Genomic DNA, 21,519 nt, shown 5'->3' with positions numbered 1-21,519 from the left:
TGGAAATAGATAATGCATTTTTATTTTTTTATGGACTATAACAGAAAGAGAAGCATTAAAATGAATATGCTAGACAGCATAAAAAGAAGATATAAAAACTTAATTTCATATCTTCTTTTCTCTCTATGCATTAATAGGTTCTTCGACATAAGAAAGAGCATTTTCGAAATCGGATATTAAATCGTTAACATTTTCAAGACCAACCGATAAACGAAGTAATGAATTGGAAATCCCTCTTTCATCACGTGCTTCCTGTGATAAAGCTGCATGTGACATTTTTGCTGGATATGAAAGAATAGATTCAACAGCTCCTAGACTAACCGCAAAAACGGGTAGTTTAACTTTTGATAAAAATTGGCGCAGTGCATCTTCGGATTGTAAGGTGAAAGATAAAACAGCCCCAGCTGATGTTGCTTGAGTTTGTTGAATACTATAGCCAAGATGTGATTGTAATCCAGGGTAATAGACATTTTGAACTTTAGAGTGCTCTTGTAAAAAATGTGCGATTTTGTTGGCACCTGCAGCTGAATGTTCGAGACGTACATGCAATGTTTTAATGCCGCGAAGCACGAGAGAACAATCTTGCGGTCCTAAAATAGCGCCGAATGCATTTTGTAAAAATCCAAGTTTTTGAGCGAGTTCGGCATCTTTTACAACTGCTAATCCGGCAGTAACATCACTATGACCGGCAATGAATTTTGTGGCACTATGAAGAACGACATCGGCGCCAAGGTCAAGTGGCTTCTGGAATAGTGGTGTCAAAAATGTATTATCAACAAATGTAAGAGCACCAATAGATTTTGCGAGTTTAGAAACCTCGCGAATATCTGTCACTTTTAAAAGTGGGTTAGATGGTGTTTCTACATAAAAGAGCTTCGTATTCGGTTTGATATTTTGTTTTATTGCCTCTAAATTGGTCATATCAACAAATGTATGTGAAACACCGTAACGAGAGAGAACTTCAGTTATAATTCGGTAAGTGCCTCCATATACATCTTCTGAAATAAGAACATGGTCACCTTGTGAAAGAAGGAGAAATGCAGTAGAAATGGCTGCAATGCCTGATGCAAAGGCAAATCCTTTTGTCCCGCCTTCTAATAAAGCAATGATATCTTCAAGAGCTTCACGTGTTGGATTTCCAGATCTACTATAGTCATACTTTCCAAAAGCATCTACATCAAACTGATGGAATGTTGATGTGTTATAGATGGGAACGTTAACAGCTCCTGTGTGTGAGTCATGCTTGTATTGATTATGCAGTAAAAGCGTATCTATGGAATAACTCATATTCTTACACCTTCTTTTACAATTTTAATTGCTTGCTTTAAGTCTTGAATTAAGTCGTTGCTATTTTCGATGCCGACTGAAAAACGGAGAAGACGATTACAAACACCACGTGCTGTTCGAACATCTTCTGGAATGTCGGCATGAGTTTGCGTTGCTGGATAAGTCATTAAACTTTCGACACCGCCAAGACTTTCAGCAAATGTAATTAAGGATAAAGATTGTAAGAAAGGATTAATCCAAGTTTCATCTTGAAGGCGAAATGAAATCATACCACCTCTTCCTGGATAAAATACATCTGTCACACCATCTTCATCATTTAAATAAGCAACAATTGCATGAGCGTTTTCTTCATGCTGTTTCATGCGAAGTGCTAAAGTCTTCATGCCTCGAATTAATAGCCATGAATCAAACGGGCTTAAGACAGCACCAGAGGCATTATGATAATGAGCAAGCTCCTCGCAAAGAGATTTCCCTTTCGCAACGACAAGTCCGCTTAGTACATCGTTATGACCGCCTAAATATTTAGTTGCGCTGTGAAGGACGATGTTTGCACCTTCTGTTAATGGTTGCTGTATATAAGGTGTATAGAACGTGTTATCTACAATAAGAAGTAGTCCGTGCCTTTTCGCTACACTTGCTACACTTACGATATCAGTTACTTGCATTAATGGATTAGTCGGTGTTTCTATGAAAATAGCCTTCGTTTGAGATGTGATTGCTTGCTCAATTTGTTTAATAGATTGTGTATCTACGTATCTACATCGAATATTCCACTTGTCTTCATGTTCGGAAAATAGACGATATGTTCCCCCGTATAAGTCTTCAGATACGATAAGCTCATCTCCGGAACGGAATAGTGAAAGGACAAGGAGAACAGCCGCCATTCCTGAACTACAGGCATACCCTTGCTCACCGCTTTCTAAGTCTGCAATTGCCTGTTCTAAAAGACCGCGAGTCGGATTTCCAGTTCTTGAATAGTCAAAGCCAGTAGATTTACCAATTCCTTCGTGACGATAAGCAGTTGAGAAATAAACAGGTGGATTAACAGTTCCTGTTGTAGTTTCGCTACGGTTCCCGATTTGTGCTAGTTTTGTTTCGATTGTTGACATGTGAAAATTCCCCCTTTTTAAAGTGAACGACTAAGTGAAAATAAAAAAAGCCTTCTAAGAAGAAGGCTTTCGGATTGAATAGAGTCTTCTTCTCATCTGTCAAATCTTTCACAATTTGCTGGAATTAGCACCTTATTAACGAATGAATGTTAATGGTTGCTGAGGCGTCAAAGGGCCAGTCCCTCTACCTCTCTAGATAAGAATGTTCGTATGAAATTTTATTATGGTTTTAACTTTACAACAAAAGATAATTGAATTGCAACTTTATTTCAAATAATTTTTATTTTTCCGCAAGTGTCATTGACTTTTATTTTAGTGCGTGCTAAATTTATAAAAAATTAACAAACATTGTTAAAAGGGGAACGTATTTCCTTTTAGCTACATAAATAAAATAATAAAGACAAACTCTTATTGAGAGCGGTGGAGGGAAAGGCCCTGTGAAACCCGGCAACCTTCAAACTAAATGTTTGAAACGGTGCTAAAACCTGCAAAACGTGTGTTTTGCATAATAAGAGGAGGAACAATTATGTCCCCCTCTTCAAAGTGAAGAGGGGGTTTTTATATTGATAGAAATGAGGGAGATTCGTGAAATTACTAGATTTATTATCAAAAGGAATTGTAATAGGTGATGGTGCGGTTGGAACGTTATTACATTCGCATGGTTTACAAAGTAGTTTTGAAGAATTGAATTTGTCTGATCCGGACTTAATTATATCGATCCATAAACAATATGTAGCTGCTGGAGCGGATGTTATTCAAACGAATACGTATGGTGCGAATGAAGCGAAACTCCGCATGTATGGTCTAGAGAATCAAGTTGTCCAAATTAATAAAGCGGCAGTGAATATTGCGAAAGCATCAGTAACAGATCGGAATGCAATTTTAGGGACAATTGGAGGTATGAAACATATTGGTGCTGTTACAACGACTGATATAGAGCGAGAATTTATGTTACTTGAGCAGGCAGGTGCTTTACTAGAAGAACAGGTTGATGGATTACTATTAGAAACTTTTTATGATGAATTTGAATTATTGCATGCCGTTAAAGTATTGCGTAAACAAACGAGTATTCCGATTGTTGCTCAGTTAGCGTTACATGAGGCAGGTACGACTCAAAATGGGAATGATGTCAATGAAATATTAAAACAGCTTTTGGATTACGGTGCCAATGTTGTTGGATTGAACTGTCAATTAGGGCCACTTCATATGACGGAAGCTTTCAAAATGATATCGATTCCTCAAAATGGCTATTTATCAGCATATCCGAATGCAGGTCTCCCGAATTATGTGGAAGGGCGTTACGTATATGAGGGAAGTCCAGCGTATTTTGAAGAGATGACACCGAAATTTATTGAACAAGGTATTCGTTTATTAGGTGGTTGTTGTGGTACTACCCCGGAACATATTGAAGGAATGAAACGTGCTATTGCAAATGTTGCACCTGTAATAGCAAAGGAGACGATTCAAAGGCCTAAAGTGGTCCATACACATGAGAAGCGTTCGAGAGCTCATGTTACTCTAGCAGAAAAGGCAAAGAAACAAACGACAGTTGTAGTGGAATTAGATCCACCGAAAACGTTAGACACGCAGCGTTTTTTTGAAGGGGCAAGAGCACTGAAAAGGGCTGGAGCGGATGCTATTACTCTAGCAGATAATTCATTAGCATCTCCTCGTGTTTCGAATATGGCTATGGGTGCATTATTAACGAAGCATGATATTCCAGTATTGACGCATTTAACGTGTAGAGACCATAACGTCATTGGACTACAGTCTCACTTACTTGGATTATCAGTATTAGGTATGGAGGAAGTGCTAGCTTTAACTGGTGATCCAGCGCGCGTTGGTGATTTCCCAGGTGCAACTTCTGTATATGATTTGTCATCGATAGAGCTCATTAAAATGATTAAAGAGATGAACGACGGACGCTCTATTTTAGGGAAATCAATTGGTCCGGCAACAAGATTTTCTGTTGGAGGTGCATTTAATCCTCATGTAAGGCATTTAAAAGCAGCGGTCAAGCGAATGGAACGAAAAATTGATGCTGGTGCTGAATATTTCTTAACGCAGCCGATATATGATGTTGCTTTAATAGAAGAAGTATATGAAGCGACAAAGCATTTGGAACAACCTATCTTTATTGGAATTATGCCGTTAGTAAGTAAGCGGAACGCAGATTTTCTTCATTTTGAAGTGCCGGGTATTACTCTCCCTGAAGAGATAAGACAAAGAATGGATGGACATGAAACGAAAGAGGCAGCCATAGAGGAAGGGATTCGTATTTCACAAGAGTTGATCGATGCGGCGATGAAATACTTTAACGGTATTTATCTTATTACACCGTTTTTAAAATATGAAATTACAGAACATCTCGTGAAATATGTGAGAGAAAAGCAAGAAGTGAAAGAAGGTATTAATTGATGAAACGAATAGAAGAGAGATTACAACATGAAATTTTAATATTAGATGGTGCAATGGGAACGATGATTCAGCAAGAAGACTTAACAGCGGAAGATTTTGGAGGAGAAGAATACGAAGGTTGTAATGAATATTTAGTAAAAACAAGACCGGATGTTATTTTAAATATTCATAAAGTCTACATTGAAGCTGGAGCAGATATTATTGAAACGAATACGTTTGGTGCAACAAATATTGTATTAAGTGATTATGCATTGTCTCATTTAGATGAAGAGTTAAATGAAAGGGCAGCGCTTGTGGCGAAGCAAGCGGTTAAAGAAAGTGGGAAAGAAGTGTATGTTGCGGGAGCGATGGGACCAACGACGAAAGCGATTAGTGTTACAGGTGGTGTGACTTTTGAAGAGTTAATTGAAGCCTATACAAGGCAAGCGAGAGGACTATTAAGAGGAGAAGTTGATGTATTACTCGTTGAAACGAGTCAAGATATGCGTAATGTGAAAGCTGCGTACATTGGAATTCAATCGGCGTTTGAAGAACTAAACAAAATAGTACCTATTATGATTTCTGGAACAATTGAACCGATGGGAACGACTTTAGCGGGTCAAACGATCGAAGCCTTTTATTTATCGGTAGAGCATATGAAGCCATTATCGGTTGGATTAAACTGTGCTACTGGTCCAGAATTTATGAGGGAACATATACGTTCCCTATCTGATTTATCGGAGTGTTATATTTCGTGTTATCCAAACGCTGGTCTTCCTGATGAAGATGGGCATTATCACGAATCTCCAGCGTCACTTGCTGAAAAAGTAAAACGTTTTGCTGAAGAAGGATGGATTAATATTATTGGTGGTTGTTGTGGCACAACACCAGAACATATACGTGTAATGAAATCGGCGCTTGCCTCGATTAACCCTCGTGAGCATCATGAAAGGGTTGGACATGGAATTAGTGGACTAGAAGCGTTGCAATACGATGATTCTATGAGGCCTTTATTTGTTGGAGAAAGGACGAATGTAATTGGATCGCGTAAGTTTAAAAGATTAGTAGCAGAAGGGAAATTTGAAGAGGCTGCTGAAGTGGCAAGAGCGCAAGTGAAGAAAAATGCTCATATTATTGATATTTGTATGGCAGACCCTGATCGTGATGAAATAGAAGATATGGAAAGATTCTTGGCAGAAGTTACGAAAGTGTTAAAAGTACCGATTATGATTGATTCAACAGATGAAAATGTTATGGCGAAAGCTCTTACTTATATTCAAGGAAAAGGTGTTATCAATTCTATTAATTTAGAGGATGGAGAAGAACGTTTTGAAAAAGTGACACCCCTTCTTCGGAAATACGGTGCTGCGATAGTTGTAGGGACAATTGATGAAGATGGTATGGCAGTTAGTGCAGAAAGAAAGATAGAGATTGCTAAAAGAAGCTATGAATTACTAACGAAAAAGTATGGTATACGCCCATCTGATATTATTTTTGATGCGCTTGTGTTTCCTGTAGGAACAGGTGATGAAGAATATATAGGTTCAGCGGCAGCGACTATAGAAGGAATTCGTCTTATTAAAGAAGCGTTACCAGAATGTTTAACGATTCTAGGTGTGAGTAATATATCTTTTGGTTTACCACCAGCGGGACGAGAAGTATTAAACTCTGTCTTTCTATATCATGCAACGAAAGCAGGATTAGATTATGCGATTGTTAATACGGAAAAATTAGAACGCTATGCGTTAATTCCAGAGGAAGAAAAACGTCTTGCGGATGCATTATTATTTGAAACGACGAAAGAGACGTTAGAAAAATTTACAAACTTTTATCGTGTTGCCAAAAAGAAAGATGTCGTTATACAAGAAACGCTAACACTTGATGAACGACTGGCAAATTATATTGTAGAAGGTACGAAGCAAGGACTACAAGAAGATCTAAGTCTCGCGCTTACAGAAGGACGAAAACCTCTGGATATTATTAACGGGCCGCTTATGACAGGAATGGATGAGGTGGGGCGATTATTTAATGGTAATGAGCTTATCGTTGCTGAAGTATTGCAAAGTGCTGAAAGTATGAAAGCTGCCGTAAGTTATTTAGAGCCACATATGGAATCTAGTGAGAGTGCAAAAAAAGGGAAAGTATTATTAGCGACTGTTAAAGGAGACGTACATGATATTGGGAAAAACCTTGTTGAAATTATTTTATCAAATAACGGATATGAAATTATTAATTTAGGAATTAATGTTCGTTCGGATCGAATTGTTCAAGAAGTACAAGAAAAGAAACCTGATATTATTGGCCTTTCTGGTTTGTTAGTAAAATCAGCGCAACAAATGGTAACGACTGCTGAAGATTTAAAAGCAGCGAATATTGATATTCCAATTGTTGTAGGTGGTGCAGCACTAACGAGGAAATTTACAGATAATCGTATTTCTCCATCTTATAAAGGGCTCGTATGTTATGCAAGTGATGCAATGACAGGTCTTGATATTATTAACAAATTACAAAAAGAAGAAGAACGTGAAAAGATGAAGCGAGATAAAAAGGAACGCCATCTTCATATTGTGAAACAAGAGGAGAAAAAAATAGAAATTCCCGCAGTTATTGAGCCGTTGCCAAAAGCAACTGTTATAGTGCCAGATTCGACGAAACGAGTTGTATTACGGGATATTCCTGCCCTTCATCTTGCACCGTTTTTAAATAGACAAATGTTAATTGGACACCATCTTGGGTTAAAAGGAAACGTAAAAAAACTCTTGCAAGAAGGGGATAAAAGAGCACATGAGCTAAATGATTTAATTGATGAATTATTACAAGAAGGACAATCTTGGTTACGCCCAAAAGCGGTGTATCAATTTTTCCCGGCGCAAAGTGATGGACAAAATATAATTATATACGATCCGGAAGATCACACACGTATTATAGAGCGATTTGAATTTCCGAGACAAGGGAAAGCACCATACCGTACTTTAGGAGATTATATACGCCCGATTGGAGATGAGATGGATTATGTCGCTTTCTTATCTGTTACCGTTGGAGAAGGGGTTCGAGATATTGCAGAGGAATGGAAGGCGAAGGGAGATTATTTACGCAGTCATGCGATTCAGTCGTTAGCACTTGAATTAGCAGAAGGACTTGCTGAAAAAACACATATGCTCATTCGTGATCGTTGGGGAATTCCAGATTCGCCTGAACTGACGATGGAAGAGAGATTCCGTACAAAATATAGAGGAATACGCGTATCATTTGGTTATCCAGCATGCCCAGAACTTGCTGATCAAGAAAAATTATTTCGCTTAATTCATCCAGAAGAAATAGGTATTTCATTAACAGAAGGATTTATGATGGAGCCAGAAGCGTCTGTAACGGCTATGGTATTTTCTCACCCTGAGGCAAGGTATTTTAGTGTACTATAGTGTAGAAGGGGGAGACGTATGAAAAAAATAGTCTTTACAGGTGGCGGTTCGGCCGGGCATGTAACACCTAATTTAGCAATTATTCCACATTTACAAAAGCAGAACTGGGATATCTCTTATATTGGTTCTCATCAAGGGATTGAGAAAACGATTATAGAAAAAGAAGGAATCCCATACCATAGTATTGCAAGCGGGAAGCTACGTCGTTATTTTGATTTGAAAAATATAAAAGATCCTTTTCTCGTGATGAAGGGTGTTATGGATGCGTACGTAACAATTCGTAAACTAAAACCGGATGTTATTTTTTCAAAAGGTGGTTTCGTATCCGTACCAGTCGTAATAGGAGGGTGGCTAAATAGGGTGCCAGTTTTATTACATGAATCTGATATGACACCTGGACTAGCAAATAAAATTGCGCTCCGTTTTGCCTCGAAAATATTTGTTACATTTGAAGAAGCAGCGAAACATTTACCGAAAGAAAAAGTAATATATACAGGATCGCCTGTACGTGAAGACGTACTAAGAGGAAATCTTGAAAAAGGTTTAAAGTTTCTAGGGTTTTCCCGGAAGAAATCAGTTATTACTGTTATGGGAGGAAGTTTAGGCGCAAAGAAAATTAATGAAACGGTTCGATCGGCACTTCCAGATCTTCTGAAAAATTATCAAATTGTGCATCTTTGCGGAAAAGGAAATCTTGATGAATCCTTACAAAATAAAGAAGGATATAGACAATTTGAATATGTACATGAAGAGTTGCCGGATATATTAGCAGCAACAGATTTTGTTATTTCACGTGCGGGATCCAACGCGATTTTTGAATTTTTAACAATGCAAAAGCCGATGGTTTTAATTCCGTTATCGAAATTTGCAAGCCGTGGAGATCAAATTTTAAATGCTGAATCCTTTAAAAGACAAGGGTATGCATCGGTATTATATGAAGAGGATGTAACGGTGAACTCACTTATAAAGCATATAGAAGAGCTATCTCATAATAATGAGACGTATAAAACAGCATTAAAAAAATATAATGGAAAAGAAGCGATTAAAACTATCATTCAACATATTTCAGAGGCATGATTAAACAATCATGTCTTTTTTAGTAGGATGAAAGATTCCAAGAATTGATATTTTTATGTTACAATAAAGTGAAACTTTAATCAGTGGGGGGTTCATCCCCACTGATTATTAGTTGAACCAATCGGGCTTTTACGGGCAGTTAATCCCACACCTAACTTCTTTGTTTTCGTTGAATTTTGAGGTGGGGGTCTTACTGCCCGTTAATGCGGGGTAACAAATGGTTAATAGGGAAATTCCAATTGATTAAGCGTGAAAATACGAATGGATTAGGAGTGACTGTGTTGGAGCTAAGTCTCTATGAAAATACTGCACTTATTATATGCTTTGTGTTGTACGTTGGTAGTGTTATTGTTTATATTTCACGGAAATTTTCACAAGAACGAGAGCTTGAAAAATCAGAAATAACAGCTGAACTAGAAATGTTAGCTGATGAAAGTTATAAAAAACAAAAAATAAAAGAAGATCATGAGGCACCCCATCATTGAAACGCAAATAAGTTCTAAGGATGGGGATTTTTTTTGAAAAAATCCCATTAACGCTAAAAAAGGAGTTTCCCCATACATATTTAAGGAGTGAATATAAATGAAATTTTATATTGCTTCAGGATTTCAAAATAAACATCTTGTTCGTTTCGTATCAAGCCAGTTGAAAGAAGTGGGATGGCAGCATACATATGATTGGACGAAAAATGAAAGAGCAACCAATAGAGAACAATTGCAAAAGATTGGTGAAGAAGAACAAGAAGCGATACGAGAAGCTGATGTTTTCTTACTCATACTAGAGGGTGGGAATGGAAGTCATACAGAATTAGGGATGGCAATTGCTTTAGAAAAGAAAATTTATATATATCACAAGGGCAATGAGTTGCAAACGACATTCTACCATTTACGAGAAGTTGATATTTTCGAAGGAGAAATTGAGGGGCTTGTCTCATATATATTAAATAAAGTGGAATGTTAGACGTGGGAATGCAGCGAGAAATATTTCTTGCAAAAAAAGAGTGAAGGTTACCATTAGGCTATTTTGGGCACAGTTATTATAAGTAAAGCATATAAAGGAGTTATAAATATGAAATTAGAAAATGGATGGGAAACAAGTTTTTTAGAGGTTGTACAAAACAGTGAATTTAAGAAAGATGCAATTCTTAGTCAATTGCTTTTTGCGGATAGTGAAGAAGTAGAAGAGCTTGTTGATGATTACGGTTATGAAGAGATTATTGAACGCGAACATGATGATGAGTTAGCAGGAATTTTAGGAGAAGAACTTTTCAGTGAGCTGGAGCGAAACGTATTCTTATCTCCACAGCCAGAAGAAAAACTTATTTCATTCGTAAATGGATTAGGTTTTCATGTGTTAGATTGGATTGTGCTTCTTGAAACAGAATTTGGCATTGATAGCGCAAACTTCACATCGGATGCAGTGAAAATGTTAGAAAAGCGCTTTAGACAGTTTCCCTATATAGAAGAGAAGACAATTTTTGATATGACGTTTGAAGAAGCGATGGATGTATTAGAATCTGTTACAGGATTACAGCTGAAGGGGAAAATGAACGTATAATGAAAAAGAACGTGATAGCTTCACGTTCTTTTTTTTTTACATAATAATAATTTTATCATCTAGCTTTGTTTGTCCAGTAAGAAGTGCATTTAAATACTCTACTTTTCGTATGCAAGCTTGTATATGTCTTTCAACCTCTTGTAACTCTGCTTGGTGATGCGTTTCAATTGGATGAATTTGTACGTTAAATTTTTCGAATTGACTACTATATGTTATTTCTGCATAGCCGCTCATAATATCGGTTTCGTTATGAAATAAAAATTGCTTTGTTTCTTCACAGAATGATACATCCTGAAAGCCATATACTTTTAATGCTTCAATTACTTTGTTAATCATGTTTGTATTCATTTTTTAACCCTCTTTACGAAGTTCTACTTTTATATTATAACATAAAAAATTACGTAGAAAGCGCTTCCAAGTGTATTTTATTATAAACTTTACGTTTCAATCATAAAAATGAAACAAAGAAAAAATAATTGTAAAGAAGGAAGGACTCTTTTATTGTTTCGTCATATATATAGAGAAATAGTGCAATGAAAGGAAATTTTCCGAGGTGGAGATTGTATTTCCAATTTGAGCGCAGTAAAAGAGGTGAGAATCTTGAACTTTGATATTGTAGGACAAAAAGCATATATAAAAGATGGGCCGCATCGGAACCGAATTGGAACTGTAAAGAAAAATGAAAAACAATTAGAATCCCATTTTGCTATTGTAATTGGAGAACAAAGTATTGATGTAGAGCTAAAGGATATCGTGTTAGTTGGAGTAGATGTAGGACAATTTCATAAATGGTGCGAGCAAAATGGTTATTTGTGAAAGGGACGGGCTGTGAGATAATGAAATATATTTGAGAAAAGAGAATATGTTATTATATTCTCTTTTTCTATGTGTGGGGATACGGAAATGAAGTATAAAGAACAAGAGTTTACATTGGAGTTGAAAGAGAACATTAAAGGTATGGAAAAGGAAATCGAGCGAATATCACTTGGATTTTTTAAAGCGTATTCGCATTTATACATAGGGAAAAATATGAAATTAGATATGGGATTTGAAAGAGAAAAAGAGAATCCCTTTGAAATAGGATATTATTCATCAGTTTCTATAGCGATATTAGATGAAGAAGGAGAGATGATTGAATTTTACATTATTCCAATTTGGAGATGCGAAAATACTTTTTTAGGGATGCCAACTCAGTCGAGAGTTTGGGGGAGTAAGAAAGTAGGGGAACTTGTTGATGAATCTTGTTATGAGATTGAGGAAGAGTTAAAAGAGCAACTAGAAGAATACTTGGAGTGATAACTTTCAAGAGAAGATGTATAGAGATGGAACATAATAAAAAAGACGCTAACAGTATAAATTGTTAGCGTCCTTTTTTATTATGAAGCAATCTCACCAGTTTTTACATCATCTTGATTGTACGTATCCTGATCTAATTCACCAAGCCATTTACTAGAAATAAGACCAGCTGTCATAGAACCACTTACGTTAAGAGCTGTACGACCCATATCGATTAATGGTTCAACTGAGATAACAAGAGCGACAATGCCGATTGGTAAGTTCATTGTAGATAGTACGATTAACGCTGCGAATGTTGCACCGCCACCAACACCGGCAACACCGAATGAGCTAATAGCAACGACAGCGATTAAAGTTAAAATGAATTGTGGTTGTAATGGATCAATTCCTACAGTTGGAGCGACCATCATAGCAAGCATTGCTGGATAAATACCTGCGCAACCGTTTTGACCGATAGATACCCCAAAGGATGCAGCGAAGTTAGCGATTCCTTCAGAAATACCAAGCTTTTCTTTTTGAGCTTCAATATTTAATGGCATTGCACCAGCACTAGAGCGAGATGTAAATGCAAATGTTAATACAGGGAACACTTTTTTCAAATATTGAATTGGATTTAAACCAGATAATGCGATTAATAATAAGTGAATGATAAACATTACGATAAGAGCTACGTAAGATGCTAACACGAAGTTACCAAGTTTTAAAATAGCGTTAATATCGCTACCAGCAACTGTCTTTGCCATAAGAGCTAATACGCCGTATGGAGTAAGACGTAAAATTAATGTTACCATACGCATTACGATTGCATATACAGCATCAAGCATTTTCTTAAATAGCTCTGCTTGTTCTGGATATTTTCGTTTTACACCTATAAAGGCAATCCCGATAAAGGCTGCAAATATTACAACAGAAATTGTTGATGTTGGACGAGCACCTGTTAAATCAAGAAAAGGATTCGTAGGCAACAGTTCTAACAATTTGTCTGGAATTGTTGTCTTTTCAATAGAAGTAAATCTTTCTTCTACTAATTTCAGACGAGCAGATTCTGCATCACCTTGTTGTAATCCTGTTGCTGATACATCAAATCCTGCGCTTGCAGCTATACCGACAGCTGCGGCAATTCCTGTAGTAAGAATTAAAATTCCGATAATAAGACCACTGATTTTACCAAGGTTTTTCGTTAATTGTAATTTTGTAAATGCTGAAATAATAGATACTAAAATAAGTGGCATAACGATCATTTGAAGTAATTTCACATAACCGTTACCAATTAAACTAAACCAGGTATTTGATTCGATAATTACTTTAGAAGTAGGTTCATAAATAAATTGTAATATAAGACCAAAGATAATTCCGACTCCTAAAGCAGTAAATACACGTTTATTAAAAGATACATGCTTACGTTGCATATAATACAATACGCCAACTAAAATGAGCATGACTGTGATGTTAATCCCGACAAGCAGTGTATTCATGTTGATTCCCCCTAATTCCAATGTGTTATATAGAATATAAGGTAATAAAACCTATAAGTCAACTAGGGAATTGCGGAATTAAAAAAAAGATGGCAATTTGCCATCTCTTAATGCCCAGCTCCAGGGACAAGTAAAAATGTTGTGTACCATGTAAATCCGATGAAGAAAACGGTTAAATATGCCCCGAATACGTATATATACATACGCTCTGTTAATTTTAAATAACTTAAAAGTACGAAGAATCCTGTTTGTCCTAAAAATAGTAGTGCGGTCGAATGCATATCCCCTACGTAAAACATAACCGAGAAAATTCCAGTCCAAAAGCCGAGAACGCGAAACATGCGCTCCATGCCATCTCCCTCCTTTTCTAAAAAAAGTAAAACCTCTTTTCATTATAGTTTATTTTTCTAACTATTGTAAATATTCATTCATATAAAAAAGAAGCCAATTATAATATTGACTTCTTCTTAGTTGAAAAACTAAATTTGAACTTTATCCCGCTATTTGTGGGCAGTAAAACTCCCACCTCAAAATTCGGCAAAATGCGAGGAAGTTAGGTGGGAGATAACTGCCCGTAAAAGCCCGATTGGTGCGGGCTAATAATCAGTGGGGGAAGAACACCCCCCACTGATTAAAGTTTCACTTTATAGTTACAAGATTTGCATCCATCTAGTAGACTATCGTTTCGTGTTAATTCCACGTTCGGGAATAGGATTTCAAAAATCCCCTTCATCATATCTCCGTGCATATTACAAATTTCAGTCGGATGATGCGCAGCAACTTCTTTAAATGGACAATTGTGTACATCATAGAAAATTTTTGTGCCATCTGTACTTAATTCAAAAGCAGGAGATAAGCCAGCTGTTGAGAATGCTTCTTTTGCGATTAGCATTTTTTGTTCTATCGTCAATGCTTCTGCACTTACATTTAAGCGATGCATATGTTGTTGCATTAATTCTTTGCCGAATTGTTTCCCTGTTTCATATAGCGCTTTTTCACCAGCACTACCTAAGCTTAGCAGTGAATTAAATGCTATCTGCGCTAATAATTGATAATCGCGAAATGGGAATTGTAACTGGATGACATCTTGAGACAAGACGTATAGCCTGCTTGGTCTGCCGCCTTTCCCAGTTTTTTTTGTTTCTGATTTGAGCATATTAACATCTTCTAATTTAGATAAATGTAAACGCGCTACGTTTGGATGAATGTTAAACTCATCTGCAATTTCTTGTACAGTTACGTAATTATGTTTTTGCGAAATATATTTATAAATATAATAACGAGTAGGGTCAGATAATACACCTGTAATTTTTAAAGCTTGTTCCATGAGGATCTCCACCTTTATCACTTTATCCAAGATATTAACATTATAATACAGATAAACTTCTATATAGGTAATTTCAGACAATAATTCGGAAATTGTTCATAATTTCACAAACATATTTTTCCTTTTTCTCTTAGTGAAAATACAAAATCTCTAATTTTTCTTGTGCATTTTTTTATGATATATACATAGTGAGGAGGGAAACTTGATGAATAGTGTCGAGCTTTTTGCAAATATGATTATGAAAGAAGCTTGTAGGGTGCGAGCATCGGACTTACATATTGTGCCCAGGCAGAAGGATGTGGCGATTCAATTACGTATTGGAAAAGATTTAATTACGAAACGGTGTATTGAGAAAGAATTTGGAGAAAAGCTTGTTTCACACTTTAAATTTTTAGCATCAATGGATATAGGAGAGAGGAGAAAACCTCAAAATGGTTCGTTGTACTTACAAATTGATGGACAAGAAGTGTATTTACGCCTTTCAACACTTCCAACAGTATATCAAGAAAGTCTCGTTATTCGCCTCCATTTACAAGCATCTGCTCAGCCGTTGTCTCACCTTTCGTTATTTCCAAGTTCAACGGAAAAATTACTCTCTTTTTTAAAGCATTCGCATGGGTTACTCGTATTTACTGGGCCGACTGGTTCTGGAAAAACAACAACAATGTATGCGTTATTAGAAGTAGCTAGAAAATGGCAAACACGTCGCATCATTACACTAGAAGATCCAGTTGAGCAAAGAAAAGACGGTTTATTACAAATTCAAATAAATGAAAAAGCTGGTATCACATATAAAACAGGATTAAAGGCTATTTTGCGTCATGATCCAGATATTATTTTAGTTGGCGAAATTCGTGATGAAGAAACAGCAAAAGTAGCTGTAAGGGCCAGTTTGACGGGACATTTAGTAATGACAACCTTGCATACAAATGATGCGAAAGGAGCGATACTACGATTTATGGATTATGGTATTACAAGGCAAGAAATTGAACAATCATTATTAGCAGTAGCTGCTCAGCGGCTCGTCGAATTAAAATGTCCATTTTGCAGAGGGAAGTGTGCAACTTTATGTAAATCAATGAGGAAAGTGAGACAGGCAAGCATTTATGAACTGTTATATGGATATGAATTAAAACAAGCGATTAAAGAAGCAAGTGGAGAACATGTTACGTATCACTATAAAACGTTGGAAGCGTCGGTTCGAAAAGGGTATGCTTTAGGCTTTTTAGAAGAAGATGTATATGTTTAAGAGAAAATGGAGTTTAAGTGATCAAGCATTATTATGTAAAAGATTAAGTGATTTATTAGAGAAAGGTTACTCACTTTTGCAGGCGTTGGAATTTTTGCAGTTGCAACTACCATTAGGGAAGAAATTACAGTTACAGCGTATGATCGAGGGATTGAAAAATGGACAAAGTTTGCACGCTTCTTTTCACCAATTAATGTTTCACTCTGAGATGTTAAGTTATTTGTTTTATGCAGAGCGACATGGTGACATTTCTTTTGCTTTGCAACAAGGGAGCGTACTTCTTTACAAGAAAGATAAATATAGGAAAGATATGATGAAAGTAATGCGATATCCTATGTTTTTATCATTTTTTTTAATGATTATGCTTTCTGTTTTTAACCTCATTTTATTGCCTCAGTTTGAAATGATGTATAGTTCTTTACGTTCTACAGCACCACCACTTACGGAGCAAATTTTAGTTGCAATTAAATTATTACCCTACTTCATTTATATGATTGTTCTTATCGTTATAACGGGATTTAGTATATATATATTTTATTTCCGAAAACTTCCGCCTACTCAAAAGGTAAAGATTATGATCCGTATTCCCCTTATGAAAACATTTCTTATTTTAAATCATTCGCATTATTTTTCCACTCAATTAAGTGGTTTATTACACGGTGGATTGTCGGTACACGAAGCATTAACAATAATGATGAAGCAAAAGTATCATCCGTTCTTTCAGTATGAAGCAGACCGAATTGAGCGGCAATTAATTGCAGGGGAACCGTTACAATCTATTATTGATAAAAGCGGTTATTACGAGAAAGAACTTTCTTATATCATTACGCATGGACAAGCAAACGGTAATTTAGCAAATGAGCTTGGTGATTACAGTGAGCTCATTATTGAAAAGGTAGAACAAAAAATTAAACGTATGTTATTTGTGATTCAACCCATTTTATTTACATGTCTTGGGGTTATAGTCATTTTGATGTACTTAGCGATGATTATGCCGATGTTTCAAATGATGAATTCTATATAGGGGGCATTTACATGCAGAATGAGGAGGGTTTTACTCTTTTAGAAATGTTATTAGTTATGGTTGTCATAACTGTATTATTACTATTAATTATTCCAAATGTAGTTACACAGCGCTCATCCGTCCAAGGAAAAGGATGTGCAGCCTATGTGAAATCTATAGAAGCACAAATACAAGCATATCACTTGCAACATAATAAGATTCCATCAATAGAGGAACTTGAAACAGGAAAGTATATTACTTCAAAAACTTGCCCGAAAGGTGAACCAATCCATATTTCCGATGATGGTACGGTATCAGCTGGGAAATCGTGAAGCAAAAAGGTTTTACTCTTTTAGAAATGCTACTTGTCTTATTTGCTATTTCTGTACTGAGTGTTGTTACGCATTTTAACGTTACTTCATTACATGAAAAACAAAAAGTTGAGCAGTTTTTGAAACAGTTTTCAAATGATATTTTGTATATGCAGCAGTTGGCGATTAAGCGTCAACAACATTATACGTTACGCTGGTTTAAAGGGAAACAGATGTATTATATTTCGGAATCGGAGACAGACCTTTTAATTGTTAAGAGAGAATATGATAAAGATGTCCAAATGGATTTGCATACCTTTCCAAATCCAATGACATATAATCCGAGCGGGAATATTAATAGGGGTGGTACGATTTTACTTTCCTATCGAGGGTATAAATATGAGATTGTATTTCAGCTTGGAAGAGGGAGATTTACGTATCGTGAAGTGTCAAAAAGGATCAGTAATGGTTGAAATGGTTGTAGCGTTAAGTTTAATAATGATGGCGGCATCGTTATTGCTCCCGCAAACATTATTAATTATGCAAGAAAGAAAAAATATAAAAATGAGCTATAAAGCATTAATATTATTAAAAAAAGAAGCGGCCTTATTTAAGTATGAGAATGAGGAAAAGCGAGTAAAAGAGCAAGTCATAAAAGGAATTGTATATTACACATATTGGAGAGGAGATGAAGTTTGTACGATGTGGAAAGATATGAGAGGAAAAGCGATGGAGCAATGCCTTTATGCAAAGAAAAAATAAAAAAGAAGCGGGATTTACATTAATAGAAATGATTGCATGTTTGTTGCTTTTATCAATGTTCTTTTTACTTTTACCGCGTCTTCATATTATGGGGATAGAAAATACACATTCAAAAGGATTAAATGACTGGGAGTGGGATGTGTTTTTAGGACAAATGCAATTAGAGTTTCGTGAAGTATTAAGTGGGAGGAAGATAGAGCTAGAAAACGGTGGGAATATTTTACGCTTCCAACTTCGTAATGGTGATCAGGTGACGTATGAAAAGTTGAATAGTAATTTAATAAGAAAAGTAAATATGCGCGGAAGGGAATTTATATTACAAAGGATTGAAGCGATTTCGTATAAATTAACACCTCATTTGTTATATATATATGTGAAAGATATAAGTGGTGAAATATATGAAGGCGTGGCTGTGCGCTATAGTGAAATTGAGATAGAAACATGAGAAAACAAGATGGATTTGCAATGCCAGGAACAATTATTTTTCTTATTTTATTCATTTCTTTTTTGATGTACGAAACGAATATGTTACTTTCGGATAAAAAATTTTATTCTGAAATAGAACAAAGTTTTTTCATGGAGGAACTTGTTGATCGCGCTATGTCAGATATAAAAAGAGAGTTACAGCAAAAAGAAAAAGAGGATGTTTTTTTATTTCAGTATGAAAGAGGAGAAGTGAGTGGAAAGTACGTCTTTGAAAATGATGTTATTATCATTTCGTTGCAATGTGTTACAAAACAGAGAGTTTTCTATACAGTGAGCTTTCGGTATAGGGAAAAGGATAATAAAATATTTGATTGGGTAGAAGGATAATATGTAAAATATATGGAGAAGAACCATGAGTTTCTATTGTGGAGGGAGTCAATTTCTTTGAGGAAAGGGATAAGAATAATGGTCAAAAGTTTAAATTTTCTCAAAAAAGAGAAAGGTAGAAAGAATATGATATATTCATGCTATCCAATCATTTTTTTCTAGGGAGATAAGGAAATGACAAATAACAATCAAATAGGTGAAAATAAGGAACAAACTATTTTTGATCATAAAGGAAATACGATTATGACAGAGGATAGGGAAATACAAATTATTTCAAAATTCGAAGAACCTCTTATTGTCGTATTAGCAAATGTATTAAGTGATGAAGAGTGTGATGAATTAATTGAATTGTCTAAAAGTAAGATGGAACGTTCTAAAGTTGGTTCATCACGTGATGTAAATGATATTCGAACAAGTAGTGGTGCATTTTTGGAAGAGAATGAACTAACTTCGAAGATTGAAAAACGAATTTCATCTATCACGAATGTTCCTGTAGCGCATGGAGAAGGATTGCACATTTTAAATTATGAAGTAGATCAAGAATATAAAGCGCACTATGATTATTTTGCGGAACATAGTAGATCAGCTGCTAATAATCGTATAAGTACTCTTGTGATGTACTTAAATGATGTAGAAGAAGGCGGAGAAACATTCTTTCCGAAATTAAATCTTTCTGTACACCCTAGAAAGGGAATGGCAGTATACTTTGAGTACTTTTATCAAGATCAATCACTAAATGAGCTTACGTTACATGGAGGGGCACCTGTTACGAAGGGCGAGAAATGGATTGCAACGCAGTGGGTGAGAAGAGGTACTTATAAGTAAAAGTGAGCCAGCTTGTTTGATTACGAGAAAATAGTGAGTATGTTACGTTTTGTTCTTCATAGTATAAGAAGAACAAAACGTTTTTTTATTAAATAAAGTAACATCTTTCGTTATAATAACAAATAATAACGGATGATTGAGAGGAACGAAAATGAAATCTATATACATAACCGGCTATATGGGAGTCGGGAAAACAACAATTGGAAAAGCGTTAAGTAAAGAACTCCATATGGAAGTTGTAGATACAGATCAAAAAATCGAAGAGCAGAAAGAGAAAGAGATTCGGTATATTTTTGCAGAAGAAGGCGAAATGGCTTTTCGTGAATATGAAAGTGAAATGTTACGTTCATTACCGGTTCAGAATGTAATTATGACAACTGGTGGAGGGATTATTGAACGAGAGGAAAATCGAAAGTGGATGAAGGAAAATGGAACTGTTGTGTATTTATATTGCGATCCACATGTAATTGCAGAAAGGCTTCGTGAAGATACGACACGTCCACTATTTCAGAAGAAAGATATAGAGGCATTTATAACGAAATTTGAATCGCGCCGAGCTTATTATGAAGAGGCTGATATTCATATCGATACGACAAATAAGTCGGTAAAGCAAATTATGAATGAATTAAAGCAAAAGATTAATGAATAAAAAAGTGGACATACTAATCAAGTAGAGGTGATGATAATATGTCTACTAATGATTATGTACGATTTGTGACACAGCAATTTGTGTCATATATGGATGCTCCAAAAGAGGATCGAAAACAACAGAAACAACAACGTCGTGCGGAGAAAGAGCCATTCTTAAATAAATGGTTTGGTGTTATGCCACTGAGCGCTGCTTTGTTTTATCGAAATGTAAAAAATAAAAGAAAAAAATCAAGCTAACTTTTTCGTAATATGTCTGGCAAAATAAAGATCCCCTAGTGCAACAAGCTGCTAGGGGATCTTTATTTATTGTTGCACAGATTCTTTTTCTTCAGTAACCGCATGTATCTTATTATTTACCCATACAAACCCTATTCCGATGCAAATAGAAATACCCCAGCCAACAGCGGTCATAATAGCTCTCATTTCACCATATCCATCTACACCGAAAACAGAGATGAAATAGATTTTCAAGAAGCTTTTTAATATAAATTGAAGGCCGAAAAATAGTGTTAAATATTGCAGTGCTGGATATATACGACTATCACGATAAAGCTCACGACTTTTATCACGATCATGACCTTGCAGTGCTGAAATATCCGCTGCGAAATATAACATAAGTGGTTTTTTTATAAAGATTGTACATATAACGATGCAGCCAAGTACGATATGATAATATGCATCATTCCATAGCATTCGTTCCGCTGATCCAGATATTAAGTCTACCGTTGTATTAGAAATGAGTGTAATTAAAATAAAGAACCCTGTAACGTTAAACTGTTTTTCTTTTTTAAAGGTATACAGTGTATAAATAATCCCCGGAACAGAGGAAATTAACATTGCGTAATAAGGATCGATATAAGGTTTTGCAAATTTCCAAATGAGGAATGGGAATACGAGATAAAAGACAAGATCTAATATAGCTTTTTTATTTTGATTCATACAAATCCTCCTTAAGTCATAC

25 protein-coding genes and 2 riboswitches are annotated in these 21,519 nt (G+C 35.7%); of the genes, 18 read left to right on the top strand and 7 right to left on the bottom strand.

Translation table 11 applies throughout. The features are described 5' to 3' along the window. Positions 1-123 precede the first annotated feature (123 nt). Positions 124-1,287, bottom strand: coding sequence for a cystathionine beta-lyase (metC, locus tag MKX37_RS20835; protein ID WP_002165069.1), 1,164 nt, complete (start codon positions 1,285-1,287; stop codon positions 124-126). Further along, entirely contained in the window at positions 1,284-2,396 is a 1,113-nt protein-coding gene (gene metI, locus MKX37_RS20830) for a cystathionine gamma-synthase/O-acetylhomoserine thiolyase (protein WP_002184958.1), read from the bottom strand. Before metI ends, metC begins: the two co-directional genes overlap by 4 nt. Positions 2,397-2,485: 89 nt before the next feature. After that, a riboswitch (SAM riboswitch) is annotated at positions 2,486-2,599 on the bottom strand. Between the two features lie 202 nt (positions 2,600-2,801). Next, a riboswitch (SAM riboswitch) is annotated at positions 2,802-2,911 on the top strand. 70 nt (positions 2,912-2,981) lie between these two features. Between metI and MKX37_RS20825 the strand changes: the two genes are divergently transcribed. From MKX37_RS20825 to MKX37_RS20800, 6 genes are all read left to right on the top strand, one after another. Next, a complete protein-coding gene (locus MKX37_RS20825; protein ID WP_078421758.1) occupies positions 2,982-4,814 on the top strand; it encodes a bifunctional homocysteine S-methyltransferase/methylenetetrahydrofolate reductase in 1,833 nt (610 codons plus the stop codon). Further along, on the top strand, positions 4,814-8,212 hold the full coding sequence (gene metH, locus MKX37_RS20820; RefSeq protein ID WP_078421757.1) for a methionine synthase: 3,399 nt from the start codon (positions 4,814-4,816) through the stop codon (positions 8,210-8,212). The genes MKX37_RS20825 and metH overlap by 1 nt, the downstream gene beginning before the upstream one ends. An 18-nt stretch (positions 8,213-8,230) precedes the next feature. Then, positions 8,231-9,289 (top strand): undecaprenyldiphospho-muramoylpentapeptide beta-N-acetylglucosaminyltransferase, encoded by a 1,059-nt coding sequence (locus MKX37_RS20815; RefSeq protein ID WP_002067149.1) that lies wholly within the window; start codon positions 8,231-8,233, stop codon positions 9,287-9,289. A gap of 242 nt (positions 9,290-9,531) precedes the next feature. Next, positions 9,532-9,774 (top strand): DUF3966 domain-containing protein, encoded by a 243-nt coding sequence (locus tag MKX37_RS20810; protein WP_085960924.1) that lies wholly within the window; start codon positions 9,532-9,534, stop codon positions 9,772-9,774. A 97-nt stretch (positions 9,775-9,871) separates the two neighbouring features. Next, the gene (locus tag MKX37_RS20805; RefSeq protein ID WP_002034029.1) at positions 9,872-10,249 is read left to right on the top strand and encodes a nucleoside 2-deoxyribosyltransferase; all 378 of its coding nucleotides are present in this window, start codon (positions 9,872-9,874) and stop codon (positions 10,247-10,249) included. 108 nt (positions 10,250-10,357) lie between these two features. Beyond that, positions 10,358-10,846 (top strand): hypothetical protein, encoded by a 489-nt coding sequence (locus tag MKX37_RS20800; protein WP_002015119.1) that lies wholly within the window; start codon positions 10,358-10,360, stop codon positions 10,844-10,846. Positions 10,847-10,882: 36 nt separating this feature from the next. Here the strand turns inward: MKX37_RS20800 and MKX37_RS20795 are convergent, their stop codons facing one another. Further along, on the bottom strand, positions 10,883-11,194 hold the full coding sequence (locus tag MKX37_RS20795) for a hypothetical protein (protein WP_002129099.1): 312 nt from the start codon (positions 11,192-11,194) through the stop codon (positions 10,883-10,885). Positions 11,195-11,446: 252 nt separating this feature from the next. On the opposite strand from MKX37_RS20795, the gene MKX37_RS20790 reads away from it, so the two are divergent. Beyond that, a complete protein-coding gene (locus MKX37_RS20790; RefSeq protein ID WP_002067106.1) occupies positions 11,447-11,662 on the top strand; it encodes a DUF3912 family protein in 216 nt (71 codons plus the stop codon). An 87-nt stretch (positions 11,663-11,749) separates the two neighbouring features. After that, positions 11,750-12,142 carry a hypothetical protein gene (locus MKX37_RS20785; protein WP_002190672.1) on the top strand — a complete coding sequence of 131 codons (393 nt, stop codon included), beginning with the start codon at positions 11,750-11,752 and terminating at the stop codon, positions 12,140-12,142. Between the two features lie 80 nt (positions 12,143-12,222). Here the strand turns inward: MKX37_RS20785 and MKX37_RS20780 are convergent, their stop codons facing one another. The 3 genes from MKX37_RS20780 to MKX37_RS20770 form a co-directional block, all read right to left on the bottom strand. Beyond that, a complete protein-coding gene (locus tag MKX37_RS20780) occupies positions 12,223-13,617 on the bottom strand; it encodes an L-cystine transporter (RefSeq protein ID WP_002138338.1) in 1,395 nt (464 codons plus the stop codon). Positions 13,618-13,724: 107 nt separating this feature from the next. Further along, the gene (locus tag MKX37_RS20775; RefSeq protein ID WP_002015110.1) at positions 13,725-13,967 is read right to left on the bottom strand and encodes a DUF2626 domain-containing protein; all 243 of its coding nucleotides are present in this window, start codon (positions 13,965-13,967) and stop codon (positions 13,725-13,727) included. A 281-nt stretch (positions 13,968-14,248) separates the two neighbouring features. Next, positions 14,249-14,944: a helix-turn-helix transcriptional regulator gene (locus tag MKX37_RS20770; RefSeq protein WP_002014995.1), complete on the bottom strand. Its 696-nt coding sequence runs from the start codon at positions 14,942-14,944 to the stop codon at positions 14,249-14,251. Between the two features lie 205 nt (positions 14,945-15,149). Here MKX37_RS20770 and comGA point away from each other — a divergent pair, with 205 nt between their 5' ends. From comGA to MKX37_RS20720, 10 genes are all read left to right on the top strand, one after another. Further along, positions 15,150-16,193, top strand: a complete 1,044-nt coding sequence (comGA, locus tag MKX37_RS20765; RefSeq protein ID WP_078421755.1) for a competence type IV pilus ATPase ComGA — start codon at positions 15,150-15,152, stop codon at positions 16,191-16,193. Next, positions 16,180-17,217: a competence type IV pilus assembly protein ComGB gene (gene comGB / locus MKX37_RS20760; protein ID WP_002138336.1), complete on the top strand. Its 1,038-nt coding sequence runs from the start codon at positions 16,180-16,182 to the stop codon at positions 17,215-17,217. The genes comGA and comGB overlap by 14 nt, the downstream gene beginning before the upstream one ends. 11 nt (positions 17,218-17,228) lie before the next feature. Further along, a complete protein-coding gene (gene comGC / locus MKX37_RS20755; protein ID WP_002088623.1) occupies positions 17,229-17,528 on the top strand; it encodes a competence type IV pilus major pilin ComGC in 300 nt (99 codons plus the stop codon). Next, positions 17,525-17,980, top strand: a complete 456-nt coding sequence (comGD, locus tag MKX37_RS20750; protein ID WP_002129089.1) for a competence type IV pilus minor pilin ComGD — start codon at positions 17,525-17,527, stop codon at positions 17,978-17,980. Before comGC ends, comGD begins: the two co-directional genes overlap by 4 nt. Further along, positions 17,973-18,269 (top strand): competence protein ComG, encoded by a 297-nt coding sequence (locus tag MKX37_RS20745; protein ID WP_078421754.1) that lies wholly within the window; start codon positions 17,973-17,975, stop codon positions 18,267-18,269. The genes comGD and MKX37_RS20745 overlap by 8 nt, the downstream gene beginning before the upstream one ends. Next, on the top strand, positions 18,253-18,714 hold the full coding sequence (gene comGF, locus MKX37_RS20740) for a competence type IV pilus minor pilin ComGF (RefSeq protein ID WP_002088620.1): 462 nt from the start codon (positions 18,253-18,255) through the stop codon (positions 18,712-18,714). Before MKX37_RS20745 ends, comGF begins: the two co-directional genes overlap by 17 nt. Then, positions 18,711-19,082 (top strand): competence type IV pilus minor pilin ComGG, encoded by a 372-nt coding sequence (comGG, locus tag MKX37_RS20735; protein ID WP_033731267.1) that lies wholly within the window; start codon positions 18,711-18,713, stop codon positions 19,080-19,082. The genes comGF and comGG overlap by 4 nt, the downstream gene beginning before the upstream one ends. 174 nt (positions 19,083-19,256) lie before the next feature. Beyond that, entirely contained in the window at positions 19,257-19,907 is a 651-nt protein-coding gene (locus tag MKX37_RS20730) for a 2OG-Fe(II) oxygenase (RefSeq protein WP_002131210.1), read from the top strand. Positions 19,908-20,058: 151 nt separating this feature from the next. Then, positions 20,059-20,556: a shikimate kinase gene (locus MKX37_RS20725; protein WP_033731265.1), complete on the top strand. Its 498-nt coding sequence runs from the start codon at positions 20,059-20,061 to the stop codon at positions 20,554-20,556. A 38-nt stretch (positions 20,557-20,594) separates the two neighbouring features. Next, positions 20,595-20,795 (top strand): YqzE family protein, encoded by a 201-nt coding sequence (locus tag MKX37_RS20720; protein WP_002015009.1) that lies wholly within the window; start codon positions 20,595-20,597, stop codon positions 20,793-20,795. 66 nt (positions 20,796-20,861) lie between these two features. Here MKX37_RS20720 and MKX37_RS20715 read toward each other — a convergent pair whose 3' ends face one another. After that, a complete protein-coding gene (locus tag MKX37_RS20715) occupies positions 20,862-21,497 on the bottom strand; it encodes a VC0807 family protein (RefSeq protein ID WP_002015010.1) in 636 nt (211 codons plus the stop codon). Between the last annotated feature and the right edge of the window lie 22 nt (positions 21,498-21,519).

Source organism: Bacillus sp. FSL R5-0709, from assembly GCF_038004785.1.
GTDB lineage: Bacteria > Bacillota > Bacilli > Bacillales > Bacillaceae_G > Bacillus_A > Bacillus_A mycoides.
This window is presented reverse-complemented; position numbering and strand designations above follow the sequence as displayed.

Excerpts from the sequence above, each read along its gene's own strand:
- metH (WP_078421757.1), top strand. The coding sequence starts at position 4,814 with ATGAAACGAATAGAAGAGAGATTACAACATGAAATTTTAATATTAGAT.
- MKX37_RS20730 (WP_002131210.1), top strand. The coding sequence starts at position 19,257 with ATGACAAATAACAATCAAATAGGTGAAAATAAGGAACAAACTATTTTT.
- comGG (WP_033731267.1), top strand. The coding sequence starts at position 18,711 with ATGAGAAAACAAGATGGATTTGCAATGCCAGGAACAATTATTTTTCTT.
- MKX37_RS20745 (WP_078421754.1), top strand. The coding sequence starts at position 17,973 with ATGGTTGAAATGGTTGTAGCGTTAAGTTTAATAATGATGGCGGCATCG.
- MKX37_RS20770 (WP_002014995.1), bottom strand. The coding sequence starts at position 14,944 with ATGGAACAAGCTTTAAAAATTACAGGTGTATTATCTGACCCTACTCGT.
- MKX37_RS20715 (WP_002015010.1), bottom strand. The coding sequence starts at position 21,497 with ATGAATCAAAATAAAAAAGCTATATTAGATCTTGTCTTTTATCTCGTA.
- comGA (WP_078421755.1), top strand. The coding sequence starts at position 15,150 with ATGAATAGTGTCGAGCTTTTTGCAAATATGATTATGAAAGAAGCTTGT.
- comGC (WP_002088623.1), top strand. The coding sequence starts at position 17,229 with ATGCAGAATGAGGAGGGTTTTACTCTTTTAGAAATGTTATTAGTTATG.
- MKX37_RS20780 (WP_002138338.1), bottom strand. The coding sequence starts at position 13,617 with ATGAATACACTGCTTGTCGGGATTAACATCACAGTCATGCTCATTTTA.
- MKX37_RS20785 (WP_002190672.1), top strand. The coding sequence starts at position 11,750 with ATGAAGTATAAAGAACAAGAGTTTACATTGGAGTTGAAAGAGAACATT.
- MKX37_RS20800 (WP_002015119.1), top strand. The coding sequence starts at position 10,358 with ATGAAATTAGAAAATGGATGGGAAACAAGTTTTTTAGAGGTTGTACAA.
- MKX37_RS20775 (WP_002015110.1), bottom strand. The coding sequence starts at position 13,967 with ATGGAGCGCATGTTTCGCGTTCTCGGCTTTTGGACTGGAATTTTCTCG.
- MKX37_RS20795 (WP_002129099.1), bottom strand. The coding sequence starts at position 11,194 with ATGAATACAAACATGATTAACAAAGTAATTGAAGCATTAAAAGTATAT.
- MKX37_RS20815 (WP_002067149.1), top strand. The coding sequence starts at position 8,231 with ATGAAAAAAATAGTCTTTACAGGTGGCGGTTCGGCCGGGCATGTAACA.
- comGB (WP_002138336.1), top strand. The coding sequence starts at position 16,180 with ATGTATATGTTTAAGAGAAAATGGAGTTTAAGTGATCAAGCATTATTA.
- metI (WP_002184958.1), bottom strand. The coding sequence starts at position 2,396 with ATGTCAACAATCGAAACAAAACTAGCACAAATCGGGAACCGTAGCGAA.
- MKX37_RS20725 (WP_033731265.1), top strand. The coding sequence starts at position 20,059 with ATGAAATCTATATACATAACCGGCTATATGGGAGTCGGGAAAACAACA.
- metC (WP_002165069.1), bottom strand. The coding sequence starts at position 1,287 with ATGAGTTATTCCATAGATACGCTTTTACTGCATAATCAATACAAGCAT.
- MKX37_RS20720 (WP_002015009.1), top strand. The coding sequence starts at position 20,595 with ATGTCTACTAATGATTATGTACGATTTGTGACACAGCAATTTGTGTCA.
- comGF (WP_002088620.1), top strand. The coding sequence starts at position 18,253 with ATGCAAAGAAAAAATAAAAAAGAAGCGGGATTTACATTAATAGAAATG.
- MKX37_RS20805 (WP_002034029.1), top strand. The coding sequence starts at position 9,872 with ATGAAATTTTATATTGCTTCAGGATTTCAAAATAAACATCTTGTTCGT.